At 65.7% G+C, this 16924-nt stretch carries 18 protein-coding genes; 4 read left to right on the forward strand and 14 right to left on the reverse strand.

Annotated features, from left to right (window positions below):
- Window positions 1-4: 4 nt before the first annotated feature.
- From RRX38_RS10330 to RRX38_RS10370, 9 genes are all read right to left on the reverse strand, one after another.
- Window positions 5-646: a tetratricopeptide repeat protein gene (locus RRX38_RS10330; RefSeq protein ID WP_295473631.1), complete on the reverse strand. Its 642-nt coding sequence runs from the start codon at window positions 644-646 to the stop codon at window positions 5-7.
- Window positions 643-1452 (reverse strand): SDR family oxidoreductase, encoded by an 810-nt coding sequence (locus RRX38_RS10335; protein ID WP_315962434.1) that lies wholly within the window; start codon window positions 1450-1452, stop codon window positions 643-645. Before RRX38_RS10335 ends, RRX38_RS10330 begins: the two co-directional genes overlap by 4 nt.
- Window positions 1439-2125, reverse strand: coding sequence for a TenA family transcriptional regulator (locus tag RRX38_RS10340; protein ID WP_295473636.1), 687 nt, complete (start codon window positions 2123-2125; stop codon window positions 1439-1441). The genes RRX38_RS10335 and RRX38_RS10340 overlap by 14 nt, the downstream gene beginning before the upstream one ends.
- Window positions 2122-3600, reverse strand: coding sequence for an AMP-binding protein (locus tag RRX38_RS10345; protein WP_315962435.1), 1479 nt, complete (start codon window positions 3598-3600; stop codon window positions 2122-2124). The genes RRX38_RS10340 and RRX38_RS10345 overlap by 4 nt, the downstream gene beginning before the upstream one ends.
- Window positions 3590-4267: a thermostable hemolysin gene (locus RRX38_RS10350; protein WP_315962436.1), complete on the reverse strand. Its 678-nt coding sequence runs from the start codon at window positions 4265-4267 to the stop codon at window positions 3590-3592. The genes RRX38_RS10345 and RRX38_RS10350 overlap by 11 nt, the downstream gene beginning before the upstream one ends.
- A gap of 447 nt (window positions 4268-4714) precedes the next feature.
- Window positions 4715-6490 (reverse strand): ABC transporter ATP-binding protein, encoded by a 1776-nt coding sequence (locus tag RRX38_RS10355; RefSeq protein ID WP_315962437.1) that lies wholly within the window; start codon window positions 6488-6490, stop codon window positions 4715-4717.
- Window positions 6480-7664 (reverse strand): beta-glucosidase, encoded by a 1185-nt coding sequence (locus RRX38_RS10360; protein ID WP_315962438.1) that lies wholly within the window; start codon window positions 7662-7664, stop codon window positions 6480-6482. Before RRX38_RS10360 ends, RRX38_RS10355 begins: the two co-directional genes overlap by 11 nt.
- Window positions 7651-8820 carry a UDP-galactopyranose mutase gene (gene glf, locus RRX38_RS10365; protein ID WP_315962439.1) on the reverse strand — a complete coding sequence of 390 codons (1170 nt, stop codon included), beginning with the start codon at window positions 8818-8820 and terminating at the stop codon, window positions 7651-7653. Before glf ends, RRX38_RS10360 begins: the two co-directional genes overlap by 14 nt.
- Window positions 8808-9965, reverse strand: coding sequence for a glycosyltransferase (locus tag RRX38_RS10370; protein WP_315962440.1), 1158 nt, complete (start codon window positions 9963-9965; stop codon window positions 8808-8810). The genes glf and RRX38_RS10370 overlap by 13 nt, the downstream gene beginning before the upstream one ends.
- A 302-nt stretch (window positions 9966-10267) precedes the next feature.
- Between RRX38_RS10370 and galE the strand changes: the two genes are divergently transcribed.
- Window positions 10268-11302, forward strand: a complete 1035-nt coding sequence (gene galE / locus RRX38_RS10375; protein WP_315962441.1) for a UDP-glucose 4-epimerase GalE — start codon at window positions 10268-10270, stop codon at window positions 11300-11302.
- Between the two features lie 93 nt (window positions 11303-11395).
- On the opposite strand, the gene RRX38_RS10380 is transcribed toward galE, so the two are convergent.
- A complete protein-coding gene (locus RRX38_RS10380) occupies window positions 11396-11662 on the reverse strand; it encodes a DUF6124 family protein (protein ID WP_315962442.1) in 267 nt (88 codons plus the stop codon).
- 570 nt (window positions 11663-12232) lie between these two features.
- Here RRX38_RS10380 and RRX38_RS10385 point away from each other — a divergent pair.
- Window positions 12233-13213 (forward strand): sensor histidine kinase, encoded by a 981-nt coding sequence (locus tag RRX38_RS10385; RefSeq protein WP_315962443.1) that lies wholly within the window; start codon window positions 12233-12235, stop codon window positions 13211-13213.
- Window positions 13214-13449: 236 nt separating this feature from the next.
- Here RRX38_RS10385 and RRX38_RS10390 read toward each other — a convergent pair whose 3' ends face one another.
- The 3 genes from RRX38_RS10390 to RRX38_RS10400 are packed head-to-tail and all read right to left on the reverse strand — an operon-like array spanning window position 13450 to window position 14791.
- Window positions 13450-13656, reverse strand: coding sequence for a DUF1289 domain-containing protein (locus RRX38_RS10390; protein WP_315962444.1), 207 nt, complete (start codon window positions 13654-13656; stop codon window positions 13450-13452).
- On the reverse strand, window positions 13646-14179 hold the full coding sequence (locus tag RRX38_RS10395) for a gamma carbonic anhydrase family protein (RefSeq protein ID WP_315962445.1): 534 nt from the start codon (window positions 14177-14179) through the stop codon (window positions 13646-13648). Before RRX38_RS10395 ends, RRX38_RS10390 begins: the two co-directional genes overlap by 11 nt.
- A gap of 9 nt (window positions 14180-14188) precedes the next feature.
- Window positions 14189-14791 carry a CoA pyrophosphatase gene (locus tag RRX38_RS10400; protein ID WP_295473668.1) on the reverse strand — a complete coding sequence of 201 codons (603 nt, stop codon included), beginning with the start codon at window positions 14789-14791 and terminating at the stop codon, window positions 14189-14191.
- A gap of 206 nt (window positions 14792-14997) precedes the next feature.
- Here RRX38_RS10400 and RRX38_RS10405 point away from each other — a divergent pair, with 206 nt between their 5' ends.
- Window positions 14998-15543, forward strand: a complete 546-nt coding sequence (locus RRX38_RS10405) for an NUDIX hydrolase (protein WP_295473670.1) — start codon at window positions 14998-15000, stop codon at window positions 15541-15543.
- 42 nt (window positions 15544-15585) lie between these two features.
- Complete coding sequence (locus RRX38_RS10410; protein WP_295473674.1) at window positions 15586-16149, forward strand: murein L,D-transpeptidase family protein; 564 nt, start codon at window positions 15586-15588, stop codon at window positions 16147-16149.
- Between the two features lie 459 nt (window positions 16150-16608).
- Here RRX38_RS10410 and RRX38_RS10415 read toward each other — a convergent pair whose 3' ends face one another.
- Window positions 16609-16920, reverse strand: coding sequence for a YqfO family protein (locus tag RRX38_RS10415; protein ID WP_295473677.1), 312 nt, complete (start codon window positions 16918-16920; stop codon window positions 16609-16611).
- Window positions 16921-16924 lie beyond the last annotated feature (4 nt).

Below are 16924 nucleotides of genomic sequence, written 5' to 3' on the forward strand. Positions count from 1 at the left end.
TCCACTAGTTCAACTTCTTGTCGACGTCTGCCAGCAACTGCTGGATTTCCTGGCGCCGCCCGGCGTCGGCCACTTCCCGGCCCGGACGCGGTGCGGCCTGCAGGGCCTGCTTCAGCGCATCCCTGGCTTGAGCATAGTGCCCCTGGCGGAACAGATGGTCACCCCAGAAGTACAGGGTATCGATGCCTTGCGGGTTGATCTTGAGGGCCTGCTGCAAGAGTTTGTCGGCCTTGTCGGCATCGCCGAAGCCCACCGGCCAGCCCGGCACCCGGTCGTAGAGCGCCGCCAGGCTGGTGTAGGCCGAGCCTTGCAGCGCCTGCGGGTCGATGGCCATGGCCTTTTCCAGTTCCTCGCGGGCCAGCTTGACCTTGCTCAGCGCACCCAGGCCGCCCTGGGCACCGGCCCAGCTGCTATGCACGATGCCCGACCAGATCCACGCCTCGGCAGCAGCGGGCCGCTCGCGGGTGAAACCTTCGGCCTGTTGCGACAATTGCTCGAAGGCGGCTGCGCGCTGCGCTTCGGGGGTCTGGTACTGGATCTTCGCCCACTGTTGCTGGATACCGGCCAGGCGTTGCTGGTCGGCGTTGTCGAGGGCCCAGGCCGGCAGGCTGAGCAGGCAGGCCAGGGCGATCAGGGGATATTTCATGGCTGGCGGGGTCCTTGTGGGTCGTGGGCACTGAACTGGCGGATCAGCGGCAGGTGTTTGCGCAGGCCGCGGTCGATCAGCGCGGGCAGCAGGTTGTTGATGCGCACGAACAAGCGCTCCGGCCAGCCCAGGTACAGCTCGGTACGGTCGCCGGCAATGGCATGCACCACTGCGCTGGCGACCCGCACCGGGTCGTCCACCTGGGTATTGAGCGCCGCATTCAGGGCTTGGGCGGCGGAGCTGTTCATGCCGGTGCGGGTCGCCCGTGGCGCCACGTACAGCACATGCACATTGGAGTCGGCCAGCTCGCGCCGCAGCGCCTCGGAGAAACCGCGCAGCCCGAACTTGCTGGCGCAGTACGCGGCATAACCGGCATAGCCCAGCGATCCGTAGGTGGAGCCGACATTCACCAGCATCGCACTGCCGGCCTGCTTGAGGCCCGGCAGCAGCTGGCGGGTCAGCAGCATTGGCGCCAGCAGGTTGATCTGCAGCATCGCCTCGATGTCGGCTTCCGGCAGCTGTTCGAGCATGGCGAAGTGATTGACGCCCGCGGCGTTGATCAGCAGGTTGAAACCGTCCATGCCCTGGCTGGCGGCCAGCACCCGCTGGCGCCCGGCCGCAGTGCCCAGGTCGGCCTCCAGCCACCGCAGGCGCTCCGGGTAGAGCTTGAGCAGCGGCTCCAGTGCCGCACCGCTGCGCGACACCGCCAGCACCCGGGCACCCTCGGCGCACAGCGCCGCCGCAATTTGCAAACCGATGCCACCGCTGGCCCCGGTCAGAATCACCCGCGCATCATGCAGCTGCATGGCAGTCTCCAGACGACAGTGCATCACCGTCGGGCAAGGTTTCGAACATGGCGGCGTACAGGCGGTACACCACCTTGCAGGCATGGATCACCGCCTGCTGGTCGGCCGGGTCGTCGAGGCGGTCCATCAGCTTGCGGAAGTGCTCCATGTGGCCGATGTCCAGGCTGCCGTGCGACTGCAGGTAGCTGAACGCGGTTTCCGGCAGGCCCAGACGGGTCTTGATCGCCCCGGCGGCGTGGGTGGCCAGGGCGATGCTGGTGCCTTCCAGCACGTTGACCATGCCGAACAATCCCACCGGGTTGCCACGCGCGACCTGGTCGTAAAGGAACGCCACCATCAGTTCGATCGGCAGGCTCGGGGTGCCATCGCGTACCGCGTCGGCATCCGCGCCACAGGCGCGCAGGTCGTTGAGAATCCACTGCTCGTGGCCGTATTCCTCTTCGATGTACTCGCACACCGCGCCGCGCAGCCACTCCAGGCGGGTCGGCAGGCGCGCGCCGCAGGCCATCATCAGCGGTACGGTATGCCGCACGTGGTAGAACGCCTGGGCCAGGAACGCCTGGTAGCTCGGCAGAGTGACCTCGCCGGCCAGCGCCTTGCGAATGATCGGCTGATTGAAGAGCGCCTGGCGCTCCTGCTCGGTGGCGGCTTGCAGTTGCTGGAAGAAACTCATGAGGCGATGTCCTCGGCGGCAGGGTTGGCAGTGAGCAAATGCTGGTAATGCGCGATGATCGCGTCGCGGCGCGGGCGCCCGTTGCTGGTGAGCATCCCGTTGTCGGGAGTGAACGGCTGGTCCAGGCGACTCCAGGCATGCACCTGGGCATAGCCCGGCAGGGCCTGGTTGGCGCGTTCCACGGCCTCCTGGATCTGCGTGTCGGCGCTGGCCGGATTCAGCGGCCACAGCAAGGCGTGATTGCGCGGTTGCGCCTCGCCGTACACGAAGGCCTGGGCAATCACACCGCCCTGGGTCAGCTCGGCCTCGATCCATTCCGGATTGACGTTGCGGCCGTAGCTGGTGATGAACTGGTTCTTCTTGCGACCGTGCAGGTACAGGTAGCCGTCCTCGTCGAACTGACCCAGGTCGCCGGTCGGCCACCACACCGGCACGGCCGAGGGCTCGCCCAGGTAGCCGAGCATCGCGTGGCTGCTGACCAGCACTTCGCCGTCGTCGGCCAGGCGTACCTGCACGTGGGGCAGCGGCTTGCCGACACTGCCCGGCCGTTGCAAACCGGGGCGGTTGAGCGACACCACCGAGGCGCACTCGGACAAGCCATAGCCTTCATGCACCGGCAAGCCCAGCGCCAGGGCGCGTTGCAGCAACGGCGTGCTGACCCGCGCACCGCCCACCGCCAGGAAACGGAACCAGCCAGGCGCCAGGTAGCCCTGCTCCGCTGCACCGACCAGCACTTGCAGCAACTGCGGCACCAGGATCAGGCTGTCCGGGCGGCGCTCGGCGAGGGTCGCCAGCAACACCGGCAGGTTCAGGTTCGAGGCGCCCTGCAGGCCCAGGCGTTGTTGCGAAGGCAGGCTGACGGTCGCGCCCAGCCACAGGGCCGCGTAGCAACCGACGTTTTCCAGCAGCACCGCCAGGGGCAGCAAGGCCATCTGGTGGCTGGCACCACTGGCCTGGGTGGCGGCCGCCAGCGCCTGGGTCACGCCCAGAATGCCGGCGGCGCTCAGGCACACCCCCTTGGGCGTGCCGGTCGAGCCAGAGGTGTAGGTCAGCTTGGCGGTGCCCGGCGGCAGCAGGGCCTGAGCCCGCTCGCGGAACCAGAACAGACCGGCGCGCTGGTAGCCGGCGCCGGCCAGCTCGTCGTCATGCACCGGGTCGGCGAGCACCGTGTACACCTGGCTCTGCTCCAGGCAATGGCGGCGCTGCGCAGGGGTGAAAAATGGCGGCAAAAGAATGCAGGGAATCTCTTCGAACAGCGCGGCCAGGTCCCACAGCAGGGTATTGCTGGCGTCAACCAGCGCCAGGGCCAGCGAACGGGCCTCTACATCGCGCAGCCACTCGCGACGCCGATCGATTTCGGCCAGCAGGCTGGCGTAGTCGATGCGGCGCTCGTCGCCCCACAGGGCCGAAACCTGCGGGCGCTCGACGGCGTGTAGCGCCAGGCGCTGTTGAAAGGCGTGCAGTTCAGGCGACATGACAATGAGGCTCCAGGGTCAGGGGCAGACCGTAACGGTCGAACAGACCCAATTGGCTGAGGTGGGCAAAGCCGGCGCGGATGTCGCCGATGTGCACGCTGGGCTGGGTGTCGTAGTAGCGGCCCCATTCGTGGCGTTGTTCGCCCAGGCGCCGTGGGTCGGCCGTGCACAGGGTCACGGGGCGCAGGCCCAGGCGGCGGAAGCTGTTCACCAGGGCGGTGTTGCCGGTGAAGGTCACCCATTGCAGACCGCGCACGGCCAGCAGCCAGGTCACGGTGATGATGCTCAGCCGCGCACTGCCCAGGCTGCAGGCGGCCAGGTTGCCGACTTCGACGATCGGTTGGCGGTCAATCTGGATGGCGCTGCGTTCAGCTACCAGTTGCTCGATGGGCGCATCCAGATACTGCTCCAGAAACAGCCGCTGCTCGGCGGCCAGGCGTACCCCGGCGGCGGCGCACAGTTCACCGTCCGGCCCGCGCAGGCCCCAGAGTTCGGGCATGAACTGCCGTACCTCGGCGCCGTGGGCTTCGAAGAAACGCTGCTGGATGAAGGTTTCCAGCGCAGCACGCTGCGGCTCGCCGGCCAACTGCCGTTCCAGGGCCAGGGACGCGCTGCTGCCGTGGCCGAACCACAGGGGACTTGCAAGATTCCAATCGACAGCGGGCATCGGGGCACCCCCAGAGCAATGTGTGGGGCGAGTATCGACAGCGAGTCTTAAGGAAGTCTGAAGAGGCCTTAGGTTTTGTACGAAAAGTGCCTGCGCTCGGCCATGCTGCGTTAAAAACAGGCTGGATCGCCAGCCCGGTCGGAATGCTCATTTACTCCAGTAAACTCCGCTTCCTCGCCTGTTTTTGCCTTGCCTGACCTTCGCTCGCCGACTTTTCGTACAGAACCTAATCAAGGCTGAATGAGTGGAACTGGAGACAGCGGCTGTGGTGACCCGGTAGGAGCGGCTTCAGCCGCGAAGCGCCCGCATGCTCACAACAAATGCACTGAATTTCCTGGCGTTTTCGCGGCTAAAGCCGCTCCCACCGGGCCACATGCCGCTCAAGCGAACAGATTGGCTTTATCCGGGATTTTCGCGGCCGCTTCTACCGGGGCTGCGCTGCCCTCTTCACCCGGCGCGAAAGATCGCCTGCTCCATTCCCTGCGCCTGGCACAGCATGCGAAAGCGCCCGTGGCGACGATGCAGTGCCTCCGGGGGGCCGTCTTCGACCACACGGCCGTCCTGCAGCACCAGAATGCGGTCGAAGCCGGCTAGGGTCGACAAGCGGTGCGCCACGGCCAGCACGGTGCGGCCCTGCATCAGCCGTTGCAGGGCCAGTTGCACCATCGCTTCGGACTCCGAATCCAGCGCCGAAGTCGCCTCGTCGAGGATCAGGATCGGCGCATTCTTCAGGAATGCCCGAGCCAACCCCAGACGCTGGCGCTGGCCGCCGGAGAGCAGCACCCCGCGTTCACCCACGCGGGTCTGCATGCCCTGTGGCAGCGCCGCGATGAACGTCTCGCAACAGGCATGCCGCGCCGCTTCGGCGATCTGCTGGGCGGTGGCGTGGGGCTGGCCATAGCCGATGTTCTCTTCGATGCTGCGATTGAACAGCGCCGGTTCCTGGGGCACCACGGCGATCTGCCGACGCAGGCTGTCCTGGCTGACCGAACGCAGATCACGGTCATCGATGAGAATCGCCCCGGCACTGACGTCGTCCAGACGCTGCAACAGGTTGATCAGTGTCGACTTGCCGCTGCCGGAGGGGCCGACGATCCCCACCTTCTGCCCTGCCGGAATGTCCAGGAACAGATGCTCGAAGGCCGGGCGGCCGTCGGCGTGCCGGTAGCTGACATCCACCAGGCGGATACTGCCGCGCCCGCCGGCGATCTGCTGGCCGCTGTCGTGCAAGGCATGGGGTCGGGCGATGATCGCCAGGGTTTCGGCAATCACCCCCAGTTGCTGCGAGCTGTCCACCAGCGCCAGGGCCAGGTCCCGCGAGCCATGCAGGATACGAAAGGTCAGCGCACTGACCATCACCACGTCGCCGGGGCTGACGCGCCCCAGTTGCCACTGCCACAACGCCCAGCCGAGCATGGCGCCGGCCATCAGGGTCATGCACAGGTCGTGCACAGCACGGACCTTTTCCAGGTGCAGCCAGCTGCGCCGCTGGGCCCGTGCTTCGATGCCGATGGCGCGCTCCAGGCGACTGCGCTCGCGCTCCCTGGCCGAGAACGCCTTGATCGTCCAGACATTGTTCACCTGATCGACGATCTCACCGCTCACCTGTGCGGCCTGGGTGGCGAACGCCATGTGCAGGGTACGCCCGCGCAAGCCCATCAGGGTGATGACCCAGGCCACCAGCAACACGCTGCCCAGCAGGCCGAGGCCCATGGACAATTGCACGCTGAACAGCACGATCACCGCACCGAGGAAGTCCACGCACGGCGGAATGATCTTCCACGCCAGGCCGGCGTACAGGTACCCGGCAACACCGCCGGCCGAGGCGATGCGGTTGGCCAGGGCGCCGGCAAAGTGCCTGCTGAAGTAGCCCATGGCGTGGCCGGTCAGGTGGTGGAACAGGTCGACACGCAGGTCTGCACAGGTGGCCACCACCGTGCGGCAACCTAGGTAGCCACCCAGGCGCCAGAGCAGGTTCTCCAACACGATCAGCGCGATGAACAGGCTGAACGGCTGCCAGATGTGCGCACTGCCGGAACCGCCGGCGGCCATGCCATCGACCAGCAGCTTCATGGCGTATTGCACCGCCACTGCGCAGCCGGACGCGCCAACGATCAGCAGCAACAGGCTGCCGAACGCCCCGGCACGTCGCCACACGTAACGCCACAGGAAGGCCAGGGCGCGGCCCGGCAACGGCGTTGCCTCACGGGGGTCAATGTTCATCACGGTCTCGGCCCGTTGCCGGGGCAAAACGCGCCGCAGCAGCCTGCATCGCCACTTGCAACGGGCGGTGCACTGGTCGCTGGCCTTGGGCATCGGGGTAACCGAACAGCCCGGCGGCGCAATAGCGGTCGTTGTCCCAACCGGGGTAGTCGAGAAACGGATACCAGCACAGCCCCTCGACCGGTACGCCACGGGCCAGGGCAAGCTGCAGCTGGTCGACGATGTAGTTCAGCCAGGGCACGCGCTGCTCGCCCTCGGTGCCGGTTTCCGAGAGCAACAGCGGGCGCTGGTAACGCTGGTACACCTCACTGAGCATGCCCACCAACGGGCGGAAGTCCGCGCTGTCGGGCGAGATGCGCGGCCCTTGGAAATACCACTGGTTGGCCGGGTAGTAATTGACGCCCAGAACATCCAGGTAGTCTTCACGACCGCCCAGCCCCGGCCAGCGGCGCCCAGTAAGCATGTCCAGGGCCTGGAACTGCGCCTGGCGGTAGGCTTCGGCGGCGGCGACACGCTCGGCACGCCGAGAGGCAGAAACCACGTTCACCAGCGGCTCGCACTGCATGAAGCGCGCGCCAGGGTCGACCTCGCGGATCGCCTCGATCGCCGCGATGCTGGCGCGCACCAACTGGTGCTTGAGTTCATCGCCACGGCCCTGGGCAGCGGGCCTGATGCCCCCCACCTCGCCGCCTGCCCAGCTCCAGTAGGAGATTTCATTGACCGGCGTATAGAACGGCGCCGCGATGCCCTCCTCGCGCAGCCAGCGTGCGGCGGCCCCGGCGTAGCGTGCGAAGCGCTCGACGAACGCCGGGCGCCAGATGTCCAGGTCGTCGGGGTAGCCGTAGTGGCACAGGTCCCAGATCACCTGCACGCCGCAGGCCTGGGCGGCGCCCAGTTGCGGCCGCAGGCTGCGCCAGTCGTAGCGCCCGGCCTGGCGCTCGATCAGGTGCCAGCGCAGGCCATCGCGCACGCAGCGGATACCCAGCGCGGCCAGTTGCTGGTAGTCCTGCGTGGCCCAGGCCGCATGCCCGGTGGACGCCAGCAGGTCGAGGCGTTGGCCGTCGGCGCGTCGGTGCGCGGCGCATTCGTAGCCGGCCATCAGGAAACTGCTGAAGATACGCCCTGGCACGTGGCGACCTCCTTGCACGGGCAATGCCGGTTCAGCCTGGCTCATCGAAACCGCTCACCGGCACGCCCGCCTGCCGGGCGATGCGCTGGAACAGTGCCAGTGCCTGGCCGACCACCTGATCCATGTTGTAGTACTTGTAGGTGCCCAGGCGGCCCAGGAAGGTGACGTTGGCGGTGCGCTCTGCCAAAGCCTTGTAGCGCCGGTACAGCTCGGCATTCTCCGGGCGCGGCACCGGGTAATAGGGCTCGCCCTCGGCGCACGGGAATTCCCGAGTGATGCTGGTACAGGCGTGGCGCTGGCCAGTGAGGTGCTTGTATTCGGTGATGCGTGTCCAGGGCACCTCGGCGGCCGGGTAGTTGACCACCGCCACCGGCTGGTACCACGGCTGTTCCAGCGTCTGGTGTTCGAAACGCAGCGAGCGGTAGGGCAGGCGCCCGTAACAATGCTCGAAGTACTCGTCGATCGGCCCGCAATACACCAGTTGGCGATAGCGCAGCGCATGGCGCACGCGGCGAAAGTCGGTGCCCAGCAACAGGTCGATGCCCGGCTGGTCGAGCATGCGTTCGAACATTCGCGTATAGCCGTGCAGCGGCATCATCTGGAAGCTGTCGGTGAAATAGCGATCGTCGTCGCTGGTGCGGGTCGGTACACGGGCGGTGACGGACCTGTCCAGCTCGGCAGGGTCCAGCCCCCATTGCTTGCGGGTGTAGCCACGGAAGAACTTCTCGTACAGCTCGCGGCCCACCTGGCTGACCACCACGTCTTCGGCACTGCGAATCGGATCGACCGGCTCGGCGCGCGCCGCCAGGAAAACCTCGGCCTGCGCCGGGTCCATGGCTAGGCCGTAGAGGCGGTTGAGGGTGGTGAGGTTGATCGGAATCGGCAGCAACTGACCGTCCACCTGCGCCAGCACCCGATGCTCGTAAGGCCGCCAGGCGGTGAAGCGCGACAGGTATTCGACGATACGCGGGGCGTTGGTGTGGAAGATGTGCGGGCCATAGCGATGCACGCGCACACCGGCAGCGTCCAGGTGGTCGTAGGCATTGCCGCCAATGTGCTCACGGCGGTCGAGCAGCAGCACACGGCGGCCCAGCTGGCTGGCCAGGCGCTCGGCCAATACGCTGCCAGCGAAGCCGGCACCGACGATCAGGTAATCGTAGGCTGGCGCGCCCAAGGCTTGGGGCAAGTTCAGCGCTGGCATTCGATCTGCTCCCTGATCAGCTCGCAGGTGCTGTCCCACGACATGTTCTTGATCAGGCTGTCGACCTTCTCCACCACTTGCCACGGCTCGCGGGCCAGCTGCAGGGCCGCTTCGGCGGCGGCAATGAATTCGTCGGGCGTGGCGCCGATCAGTACCGCGCCGTTGCCGTCGAAGCGGTTGAGCACGTCATGAATGGGCGTGGACACCACCGGCCTGCCTCCGGCCAGGTACTCGGGGGCCTTGGTCGGGCTGATGAAGCGCGTCGACTCATTCATGGCAAAGGGCATCAGCGCCACCTCCCAGCCCGCCAGGTAGGCCGGCAGCTCGGCGTACGGCCGCGCCCCCAGGTAATGCAGGTTGGCCAGGCGCGGCAGCGTGGCCGGGTCGATCTTCACCACCGGACCGATCAGCACGATCTGCCAGGCCGGTCGCTGGCGGGCCAGCGCTTCGAGCAAGGCCAGGTCGAGCCGCTCGTCGATGACACCGAAGTACCCCAGGCGTGGCCGGGCGATGCCCGCCTGATCTGGCGGCTCGGGCTGCGCCTCACGGGCCTTGGCGAAATGCGCGATATCCACGCCGCTGGGCAACAGGTGCACGTTGCCGTGACGCTGGGTGCGGGACTTCCACAGGCTGTAGCCGCCGGCGAACACCACGTCGGCGCGCGCCAGCAGTTCGTGCTCCAGCTCCGTCAGGCGCGCCGGTGCATGGCGAAACGCCGACAGCTCGTCCATGCAGTCGAAGATCACCATCTGCCCTTGCAGGTGCACGCTGAAGGTCATGCTCATCGGCGTGAAGTACCACAGCAGCAGCGAGGTCAGCGACTGCGGCGCCAACCAGGTATCGAGCAACTGGCGCTGGGCCTCGGCCACCTGGGCTTCGTCCAGCCCGGCCGGCAGCCGTGGCAGCAGCACCGTCACCCCCTCGGCCACCGTCTGGGTATCCAGCACGGCGTCCGGGCGTTCTTCGAACAGCGGTTCTTCGAAGAACGCCACGTCGTAGTCACGCGCCAGACGCGACATCAGTTGCTGCGGGCGCTGCCAGACGAAATTCCAGCGCAGGTGCGAAAAGCACAGCAGCAGCGGCCGCGCCGAGCTGGGTGGCAAGGGGGTCAACGGGGACTGTCCGGGCTGTCGCTCAGGCTTCATGGAGGCGCTCCTGTCAGGGTTGGGTCGAACGACCGGCACCTTGAGGGTCCCGGCGCTCTGCGGCTGGCCAAGCAAGGACCGGGACCACTGACACTCCGCCTTGTGCCTGTTTGGAGGCCCCTCCGCGCCTGCCGTTCAGCCCTTTCGTCGGCAGCCGATGAAGGGCCACCGCCGCTGGCCCCCTGGCCCTGAACTCCAGCGCCACCCCGGCACCCTGAAGAGAATGATCCGCTATCCGAGCCCGCTTCCCGGATGCGCACGCTGGCCGTGCCGCCGGCACGGCCCACCGGGAGGGCTCACGGATGATTCTGGTCACAGGGGGTACCGGCTACATTGGCGCGCACATCGCCGTGGAGCTGTTGGCGCTTAACCACGAGGTGCTGCTGCTCGACAACCTGAGCAACAGCTCACCCGACGTGCTGGCGCGCATCGCCCGGCTGAGCGGGCAGGCACCGCGCTTCATCCGCGCCGACGTGCGCCACCGCCCGGTGCTGGACAACCTGCTGCGCCGCCACCGCATCACGGCCGTCATCCACTGCGCCGGGCTCAAGGCAGTGGCCGAGAGCGTGCGCGAGCCGCTGCGCTACTTCGACACCAATGTCAGTGGCAGCCTCACGCTGTTCCAGGCCATGGCCGACGCCGGGGTGTTCAAGCTGGTGTTCAGTTCTTCGGCCACGGTATATGGCCAGTGCGAGCACATGCCCATCGCCGAAAGCTGCCCCACCGGCCTGCCGGCCAGCCCCTATGGGCAATCCAAGCTGATGGCCGAACAGGTAATCACCAGCATGGCCGCCGCCGACCCGCGCTGGTCGGTGGCCCTGCTGCGTTATTTCAACCCGATTGGCGCGCATGCTTCCGGGCTGCTGGGCGAACGCCCCAGCCATACGCCGAACAATCTGCTGCCCTACCTGCTGCAGGTGGCCAGCGGCGAGCGCGCGGTGCTGCGCATTTTCGGCCACGACTACCCGACCCCGGACGGCACCGGGGTGCGTGACTACGTGCATGTGGCGGACCTGGCCGCCGGGCACTGCCATGCGCTGCGCTACCTGCAGGCACATGACGGCGTGCACCTGTGGAACATGGGCACCGGTCACGGTCATTCGGTGCTGGAAGTGGTAGCGGCCTTCGAGCAGGTCACCGGCGTGCGCATTGCACGGGTCTTCGAGGCGCGCCGCCAGGGCGATATCGCGCGCTGCTGGGCCGACCCGAGCAAGGCCGCCCGGCAACTGCAATGGCGCGCCCGGCATGGCCTGGAGCGCATGCTTGCCGATGCCTGGCGCTGGCAGTGCAACGGCCTGGCGGACCAGGACCGCAGTCGCCAGGCGCTGGCCGAGTAAGCGGCTTGAGCCACGAGGCGGCGTCATGTTCACAGCAGATGCAGGGGCTGTGCTGACCCTTTCACGGCTGAAGCCTGCCAGCCAGAACCGGGCTCAGTGCTGACTGGCCCCTGCGGCCGACAATGGCTCCAACTGGTCAATCAAATGGTGCGTCAGCTGGCGCGCCTGGACGACCAGGTGCATGGTGCTCATGGCCAGGTCGCGGGCCTGACCTTGCAGGCTGTCACCGCACTCGTAGGCCGTGGCAGTGGCGCAGCGCAGCACGTCGTACAGCTCGCAGAGCTGGGTCTCGAAGGCGGTGATGAGGTGTTCGGGAACCGGAACGGGGAATGGCGGATCGGGGACGAGTTTCTTGGTCATCGGTACAACTCCTATTGATTGAAGGAAGTCGCCACCGGGATCGCGGCCAAGCGAATGGTGGCAACTGCACAAGGGTTGGCCGACCGGACAATAGGCAACCCGGCACACCCGAAGGTGTCCCTTGCGCAGCTGCCATGGAGCATCGTCGTGAAAGTCTCTTCACGATGAAGGTTCTGGCGTGCTGCGCCTATTGATCGAGTAACCGGGCGGCCAAGCCCTGCCGCTTTGTCAGCGACGGCAGGCAGCCTAGTCAGCAGGGTCCATGGGCGCAAGCGGCCGGGATTCTCTCGGAAAAGTCCTTCAAGAGAAAGAGAGGCATCTTGCAATCAGACCGCGAGACCGGCCGTCCCTTGACCTTTTTGTCCTGGCCGCCAGCGCACCACGCCTACGCCAGACGACAGGCGCCATAAAACCGTAGCTGCTGGCCCTCGGGGTGATATAGGATGCCGGGCTGCTGAGGGATCAGCATGGGACCGTTCCGGGCCCGGCGCGACACTCACCGCTTCACCGGTCTCCATTACCTGACTCGGGGTTCCCTTGGCTGAGCACTTCCCTCTCCTGCAACGGACAATGGCGCTGTCCAACGCGCTGCGCGCCCGTCCGCGGCTGGCCTACAGCGTGAGCGTGATCATGTTCGCCCTCAGCCTGTTCGCCCGGCTCGAACTGATGGAAGAACTGCCGCAAGGCTTTCCCTACCTGACCTTCTTTCCGGCGGTGATTCTCACCGCGTTCTTCTGCGGCACCCTGCCCAGTGCACTGTGCGCCTTGTTGTCCGGGCTGGCCGCCTGGTACTGGCTGATTACCCCCGGACAGCCGTTCAGTTTCAGTGGCGGCGCCCTGCTGGCCCTGGCGTTCTTCGCCTTCATCGTCATCGTCGATATCGTGCTGATCCACTTCATGCACAGCACGGGCACCCGCCTGCTACGCGAGCAGCGGGTCATCCGCGAGCTGTACGACCGACAGAACGTGATGTTCGCCGAGCTGCAGCACCGCGTGGCCAACAACATGCAGTTCATCTCCAGCATCCTGTACCTGGGCAAGCAGAACATCCGCAAAGGCGCAGACCCGGTGGAAGTGCTCAAGGACGCACAGCAGCGTCTGCATGGGATCTCGCGTATTCACCGGCGCCTCTACGACCCCAGCCGCGCCGACCTGCCGGTGTCGGCCTGCCTGGCCGAGCTGTGCGAAGACTTGATGGAAATCAGCGACAACTCGCAAGTGCGCTGCGAAGTCGAACCCAGCGAGGCACGCCTGGACCTGACGCGCCTGACGACGCTGTCGATGCTGGTCGCCGAGCTGGTGACCAACGCCCTCAAGCATGCCTTCCCCGACGACCAGCCGGGATTGATCACGGTCTCGTTGCAGCCTGTGCAACCCGAGGGATACCGCCTGGTGATCAGCGACAACGGCAAAGGCTTCACCGGCCCGGACGGCCACCCCGACCCGCGCAGCCTGGGCCTGAAGATCATCGCCAGCTTCGCCGCGCAACTGGGCGCCACGCCGGTATGGCGCAATGATCAGGGTACGCAGGTGGAGATGGTGTTTCGTTGATTGGCCCGGGTTGGGCGAGCTTTTCAGGCGGCGGCTTCAGCCGCGAAAGGCTTTCCGGCCGAAGCCAATACTGTTCGATTAAGCGCTTTGCGGCTTGTGGGAGCGAGCTTGCTCGCGAAAAGCGGGCAAAGTTGCTGAATTTACTGTGAACGTGACGCCGCTTTCGCGAGCAAGCTCGCTCCCACGGTCTAACTGACCAGTATTGCGGCTAACGCCGGTCCTACTGCGAAAAGCCTTCAGAGGCTCCAGAGCACCCCTTGTGCCTTGGCTCGCTCATGGCACAGAACCAATACGGCGCGGCGTTCGTCGTTGCTCATGCGGCTCCAGCCGGTGATTTCCTGCACGCTGCGCTGGCAGCCGGTGCAGATGTCGGCTTCGTCCAGCGAACAGATGCTCACGCACGGCGAACGCACGGGTTTTTCCGGGGGCTGTTCAGTCGTCATTGTCTTCCTGCACTGCCAGGTCGCGGGCGTAGCGCTGAGCGTTGTGGACGTAATGCGCAGCGCTGGCTTCGAGCAGCTTCTTCTGTGCGTCGTTGAGTTCACGCACCACCTTGCCCGGCGTGCCCATCACCAGTGAACCGTCGGGAATCACCTTGCCTTCGCCGACCAGCGCATTGGCGCCGATGATGCAGTGCTTGCCGATCTTCGCGCCGTTGAGGATCACCGCGTTGATGCCGATGAGGCTGTAGTCGTCCACCGTGCAGCCATGCAGCATGGCGTTGTGACCGATGGTCACGCCCTTGCCGATGGTCAGCGGCGAGCCCATGTCGGTGTGCATCACCGTGCCGTCCTGCACGTTGCTGTCTTCGCCAATATGAATGAGTTCGTTGTCGCCGCGCAGCACGGCGCCGAACCAGACACTGGCGCCCTTCTCCAGGCGTACCTTGCCGATCAGCGTGGCAGTGGGCGCGGTCCAGCTTTCGGGGTGGGTCTGCACACGGGCATTGCCCAGGCGGTAGTTCATGGCGGGTCCTCAGGCGTTCTTGTCGTAGGGGCGCGGGGGCAGGCTCAGGTCGATGTTGGCGTCGTAGAGCACGTTCATCAGCTCGACGATCATCAGCGCGGTCAGGCCCCAGATCTTGTACTCGCCATAACGATAGCTGGGCACGTACCAACTGCGACCCTCGTAGTCGATACGGTGGGTGTGTTCGCGTACGTCTTTGCGGAAGAACTCCAGCGGCACACTGAAAACCGCGGCGATCTCGGCATCATTGGGCCGGTACTCGACGAAATCGGGAATGATCCCCACGTAGGGAGTGACCTTGATGCCGTAGCGCGACACCACCGGGCTCAACGGCCCGACCACCTCGACCAGGCCCGGTGGCAGGCCGATCTCTTCTTCGGCCTCGCGCAGGGCGGTGAAGGTCAGGTCGGGGTCTTCGGGGTCGCGGCGCCCGCCGGGAAACGCCACTTCGCCGCCGTGGGTGGACAAGCCGCTGGCGCGCAGGGTCAGCACCAGTTCCGGCTCGTCACTGCGGGTGACCGGCAACAGCACGGCGGCTTCCGGAAAGCGCTGATCCGTCTCCAGAACACCTGGCACATGACTGCTTACGCGGCGAAGTAGCTCATCCAGCATGGAAAATCCCGATCAGTTAAGCGACACCGGCCCGGAGCCGGACCGGCCTGGAATCAAGCGGCGACAACCTTGGCATCATGCACCAAAGCGGCGGCACGCCCAAGCCCCTGTCGGCCAACGCCGCGTCTGCACGCCGCGCAGAACTTGCTGACTGCCCATGCGAAAGGCCAAGATGGACGCCTGCATCCAGCGATCGAATACCCCATATGAATTTCTGCAGTCATTGCGGCCAACCCGTGGCCTTGCGCATTCCCGAAGGCGACAGCCGCCTGCGCTACGTGTGCGACCACTGCCACACCATTCATTACCAGAACCCCAATATCGTGGCCGGCTGCCTGGTCACCGTGGGCGACCAGGTGCTGCTGTGCCGTCGCGCCATCGAACCCCGGCATGGCTACTGGACCCTGCCAGCCGGGTTCATGGAGAACGGCGAGACCATCGAGCAGGCCGCCCGCCGCGAGACGGTCGAGGAAGCCTGCGCCAGCCTGCACGAGTTGCAGTTGTACATGCTCATCGACGTGCCGCACATCAACCAGGTGCACGTGTTCTACCGTGGCGAACTCGCCGAGGGCGGCTTTGCCGCCGGTGTCGAGAGCCTGGAGGTGCAATTGTTCGACGAAGCCGACATTCCATGGGATGACCTGGCTTTCATGACGGTCAGGCGTACCCTAGAATGCTTCTTCGCAGACCGGCGTAAACAGCACTACCCTGTGCATACCCAGGCCCTGCCCCCTTCCCGTCCCGTTCAATAACCTAGCCTGGCCCGTCACGGACGCGCCTTCAGGAAGATGTCGATGCGCTGGTTGTTCGCTGTGTTGTGCCTGTCGTTCGCTTCCGCCTCCCAGGCGGCCTTCACCCAGACCATCGTGCCCAAGGGCAGCGAGCAGAAGGTCATCGGCGACAAGGTGATCAACACCACGCCGCTGACCCAGCGGCGTATCGACAAGGTGCTGGTGCTCAAGTCGAGCCGCCAGTTGCAGCTGATCAGCGAAGGCGAGGCGCTGAAGACCTACCGCATCTCGCTGGGCAAGAACCCCAAGGGCGCCAAGTTGCAGGAAGGCGACAAGCGCACGCCAGAGGGCTTCTACTGGCTCGACTGGCGCAAGCCCAGCAACAAGTACAACCTGTCCATGCACATTTCCTACCCCAACGCCGCCGACAGCGAACGCTCGCGCCGTGAAGGCGTGAAGCCGGGCAGCATGATCATGATCCACGGCACGCCCATCGACGAAGAGTACCCGGAGTGGTACTTCCATACGCTGGACTGGACAGAAGGGTGCATCGCGATGAAGAACAACGACATGCGCGAAGTCTGGGACTTGGTGAAGGACGGGACGCTGATCGAAATCAGACCCTAGGGCACTCTAAAAGCTGGCTGCGTTGCCATCGCGGCGTTAAAAACAGGCTGGATCGTCAACCCGGTCGGAATGCTCATTGACAACCAGCCACCTCCGTTTCCTCGCCTGCTTTTGCCTTGCGCTGCCTGCCTCGCCTACGTTCATCCCAACCGTTGTGGCAAGCGAAGCACTCACATGAAGAGGCTTAGAGGCAATACAGGTCAGTCAGGCGTCATGTGGCTTGGTGGGAGCGGCTTTAGCCGCGAAAGCGCCGGGAGATTCACTGTATCTGCTGTGAACAGGCGGTCGCTTCGCGGCTGAAGCCGCTCCTACCCGGTCTAACTGACCAGTATTGGGGGCAGTTCACTTTGTGGGAGCGAGCTTGCTCGCGAAAGCGTCAGGAAATTCACTGCATCTGCTGTGAACAGGCGGTCGCTTCGCGACTGAAGCCCTACCCGGTCTAACTGACCCATATTGGGCTTAGAAGTCTTCCAAGCGCCAGACTTCGTAGGCTGGCGTTTCATACGGGTGGCTGTGCTTGAGGGCCGCCACTGCCGCACGAATCAGCTCATCGGCGACGACCAGCTCGACCTTCCACTCCTCGACCTGTTCAACCACTCCGCTCTGCCCGATGAACGGCTGGCTGCCGTCCAGCGGGCGGAACTGGCCAAGGCCCAACACCTGCCACGCACAGTGGTCGTAGTCGCCGATCCGGCCGCCACCGGCGGCGAATACGGCGGCCTTGACCGGCTCCAGGTGGCTGGTCGGGACGAAGAAGGCGAGCTTGTACACCCTG

The organism is Pseudomonas sp. DTU_2021_1001937_2_SI_NGA_ILE_001 (assembly GCF_032463525.1).
In the GTDB taxonomy this organism is placed as follows: Bacteria; Pseudomonadota; Gammaproteobacteria; order Pseudomonadales; family Pseudomonadaceae; genus Aquipseudomonas.

What these genes read in the sequence shown, in the direction of transcription:
- RRX38_RS10355 (WP_315962437.1), bottom strand. Translation starts at nt 6,490, where the DNA reads ATGAACATTGACCCCCGTGAGGCAACGCCGTTGCCGGGCCGCGCCCTG.
- RRX38_RS10385 (WP_315962443.1), top strand. Translation starts at nt 12,233, where the DNA reads ATGGCGCTGTCCAACGCGCTGCGCGCCCGTCCGCGGCTGGCCTACAGC.
- RRX38_RS10390 (WP_315962444.1), bottom strand. Translation starts at nt 13,656, where the DNA reads ATGACGACTGAACAGCCCCCGGAAAAACCCGTGCGTTCGCCGTGCGTG.
- RRX38_RS10345 (WP_315962435.1), bottom strand. Translation starts at nt 3,600, where the DNA reads ATGTCGCCTGAACTGCACGCCTTTCAACAGCGCCTGGCGCTACACGCC.
- RRX38_RS10405 (WP_295473670.1), top strand. Translation starts at nt 14,998, where the DNA reads ATGAATTTCTGCAGTCATTGCGGCCAACCCGTGGCCTTGCGCATTCCC.
- RRX38_RS10400 (WP_295473668.1), bottom strand. Translation starts at nt 14,791, where the DNA reads ATGCTGGATGAGCTACTTCGCCGCGTAAGCAGTCATGTGCCAGGTGTT.
- glf (WP_315962439.1), bottom strand. Translation starts at nt 8,820, where the DNA reads ATGCCAGCGCTGAACTTGCCCCAAGCCTTGGGCGCGCCAGCCTACGAT.
- RRX38_RS10410 (WP_295473674.1), top strand. Translation starts at nt 15,586, where the DNA reads ATGCGCTGGTTGTTCGCTGTGTTGTGCCTGTCGTTCGCTTCCGCCTCC.
- RRX38_RS10350 (WP_315962436.1), bottom strand. Translation starts at nt 4,267, where the DNA reads ATGCCCGCTGTCGATTGGAATCTTGCAAGTCCCCTGTGGTTCGGCCAC.
- RRX38_RS10330 (WP_295473631.1), bottom strand. Translation starts at nt 646, where the DNA reads ATGAAATATCCCCTGATCGCCCTGGCCTGCCTGCTCAGCCTGCCGGCC.
- RRX38_RS10395 (WP_315962445.1), bottom strand. Translation starts at nt 14,179, where the DNA reads ATGAACTACCGCCTGGGCAATGCCCGTGTGCAGACCCACCCCGAAAGC.
- RRX38_RS10380 (WP_315962442.1), bottom strand. Translation starts at nt 11,662, where the DNA reads ATGACCAAGAAACTCGTCCCCGATCCGCCATTCCCCGTTCCGGTTCCC.
- galE (WP_315962441.1), top strand. Translation starts at nt 10,268, where the DNA reads ATGATTCTGGTCACAGGGGGTACCGGCTACATTGGCGCGCACATCGCC.
- RRX38_RS10370 (WP_315962440.1), bottom strand. Translation starts at nt 9,965, where the DNA reads ATGAAGCCTGAGCGACAGCCCGGACAGTCCCCGTTGACCCCCTTGCCA.
- RRX38_RS10340 (WP_295473636.1), bottom strand. Translation starts at nt 2,125, where the DNA reads ATGAGTTTCTTCCAGCAACTGCAAGCCGCCACCGAGCAGGAGCGCCAG.
- RRX38_RS10360 (WP_315962438.1), bottom strand. Translation starts at nt 7,664, where the DNA reads ATGAGCCAGGCTGAACCGGCATTGCCCGTGCAAGGAGGTCGCCACGTG.
- RRX38_RS10335 (WP_315962434.1), bottom strand. Translation starts at nt 1,452, where the DNA reads ATGCAGCTGCATGATGCGCGGGTGATTCTGACCGGGGCCAGCGGTGGC.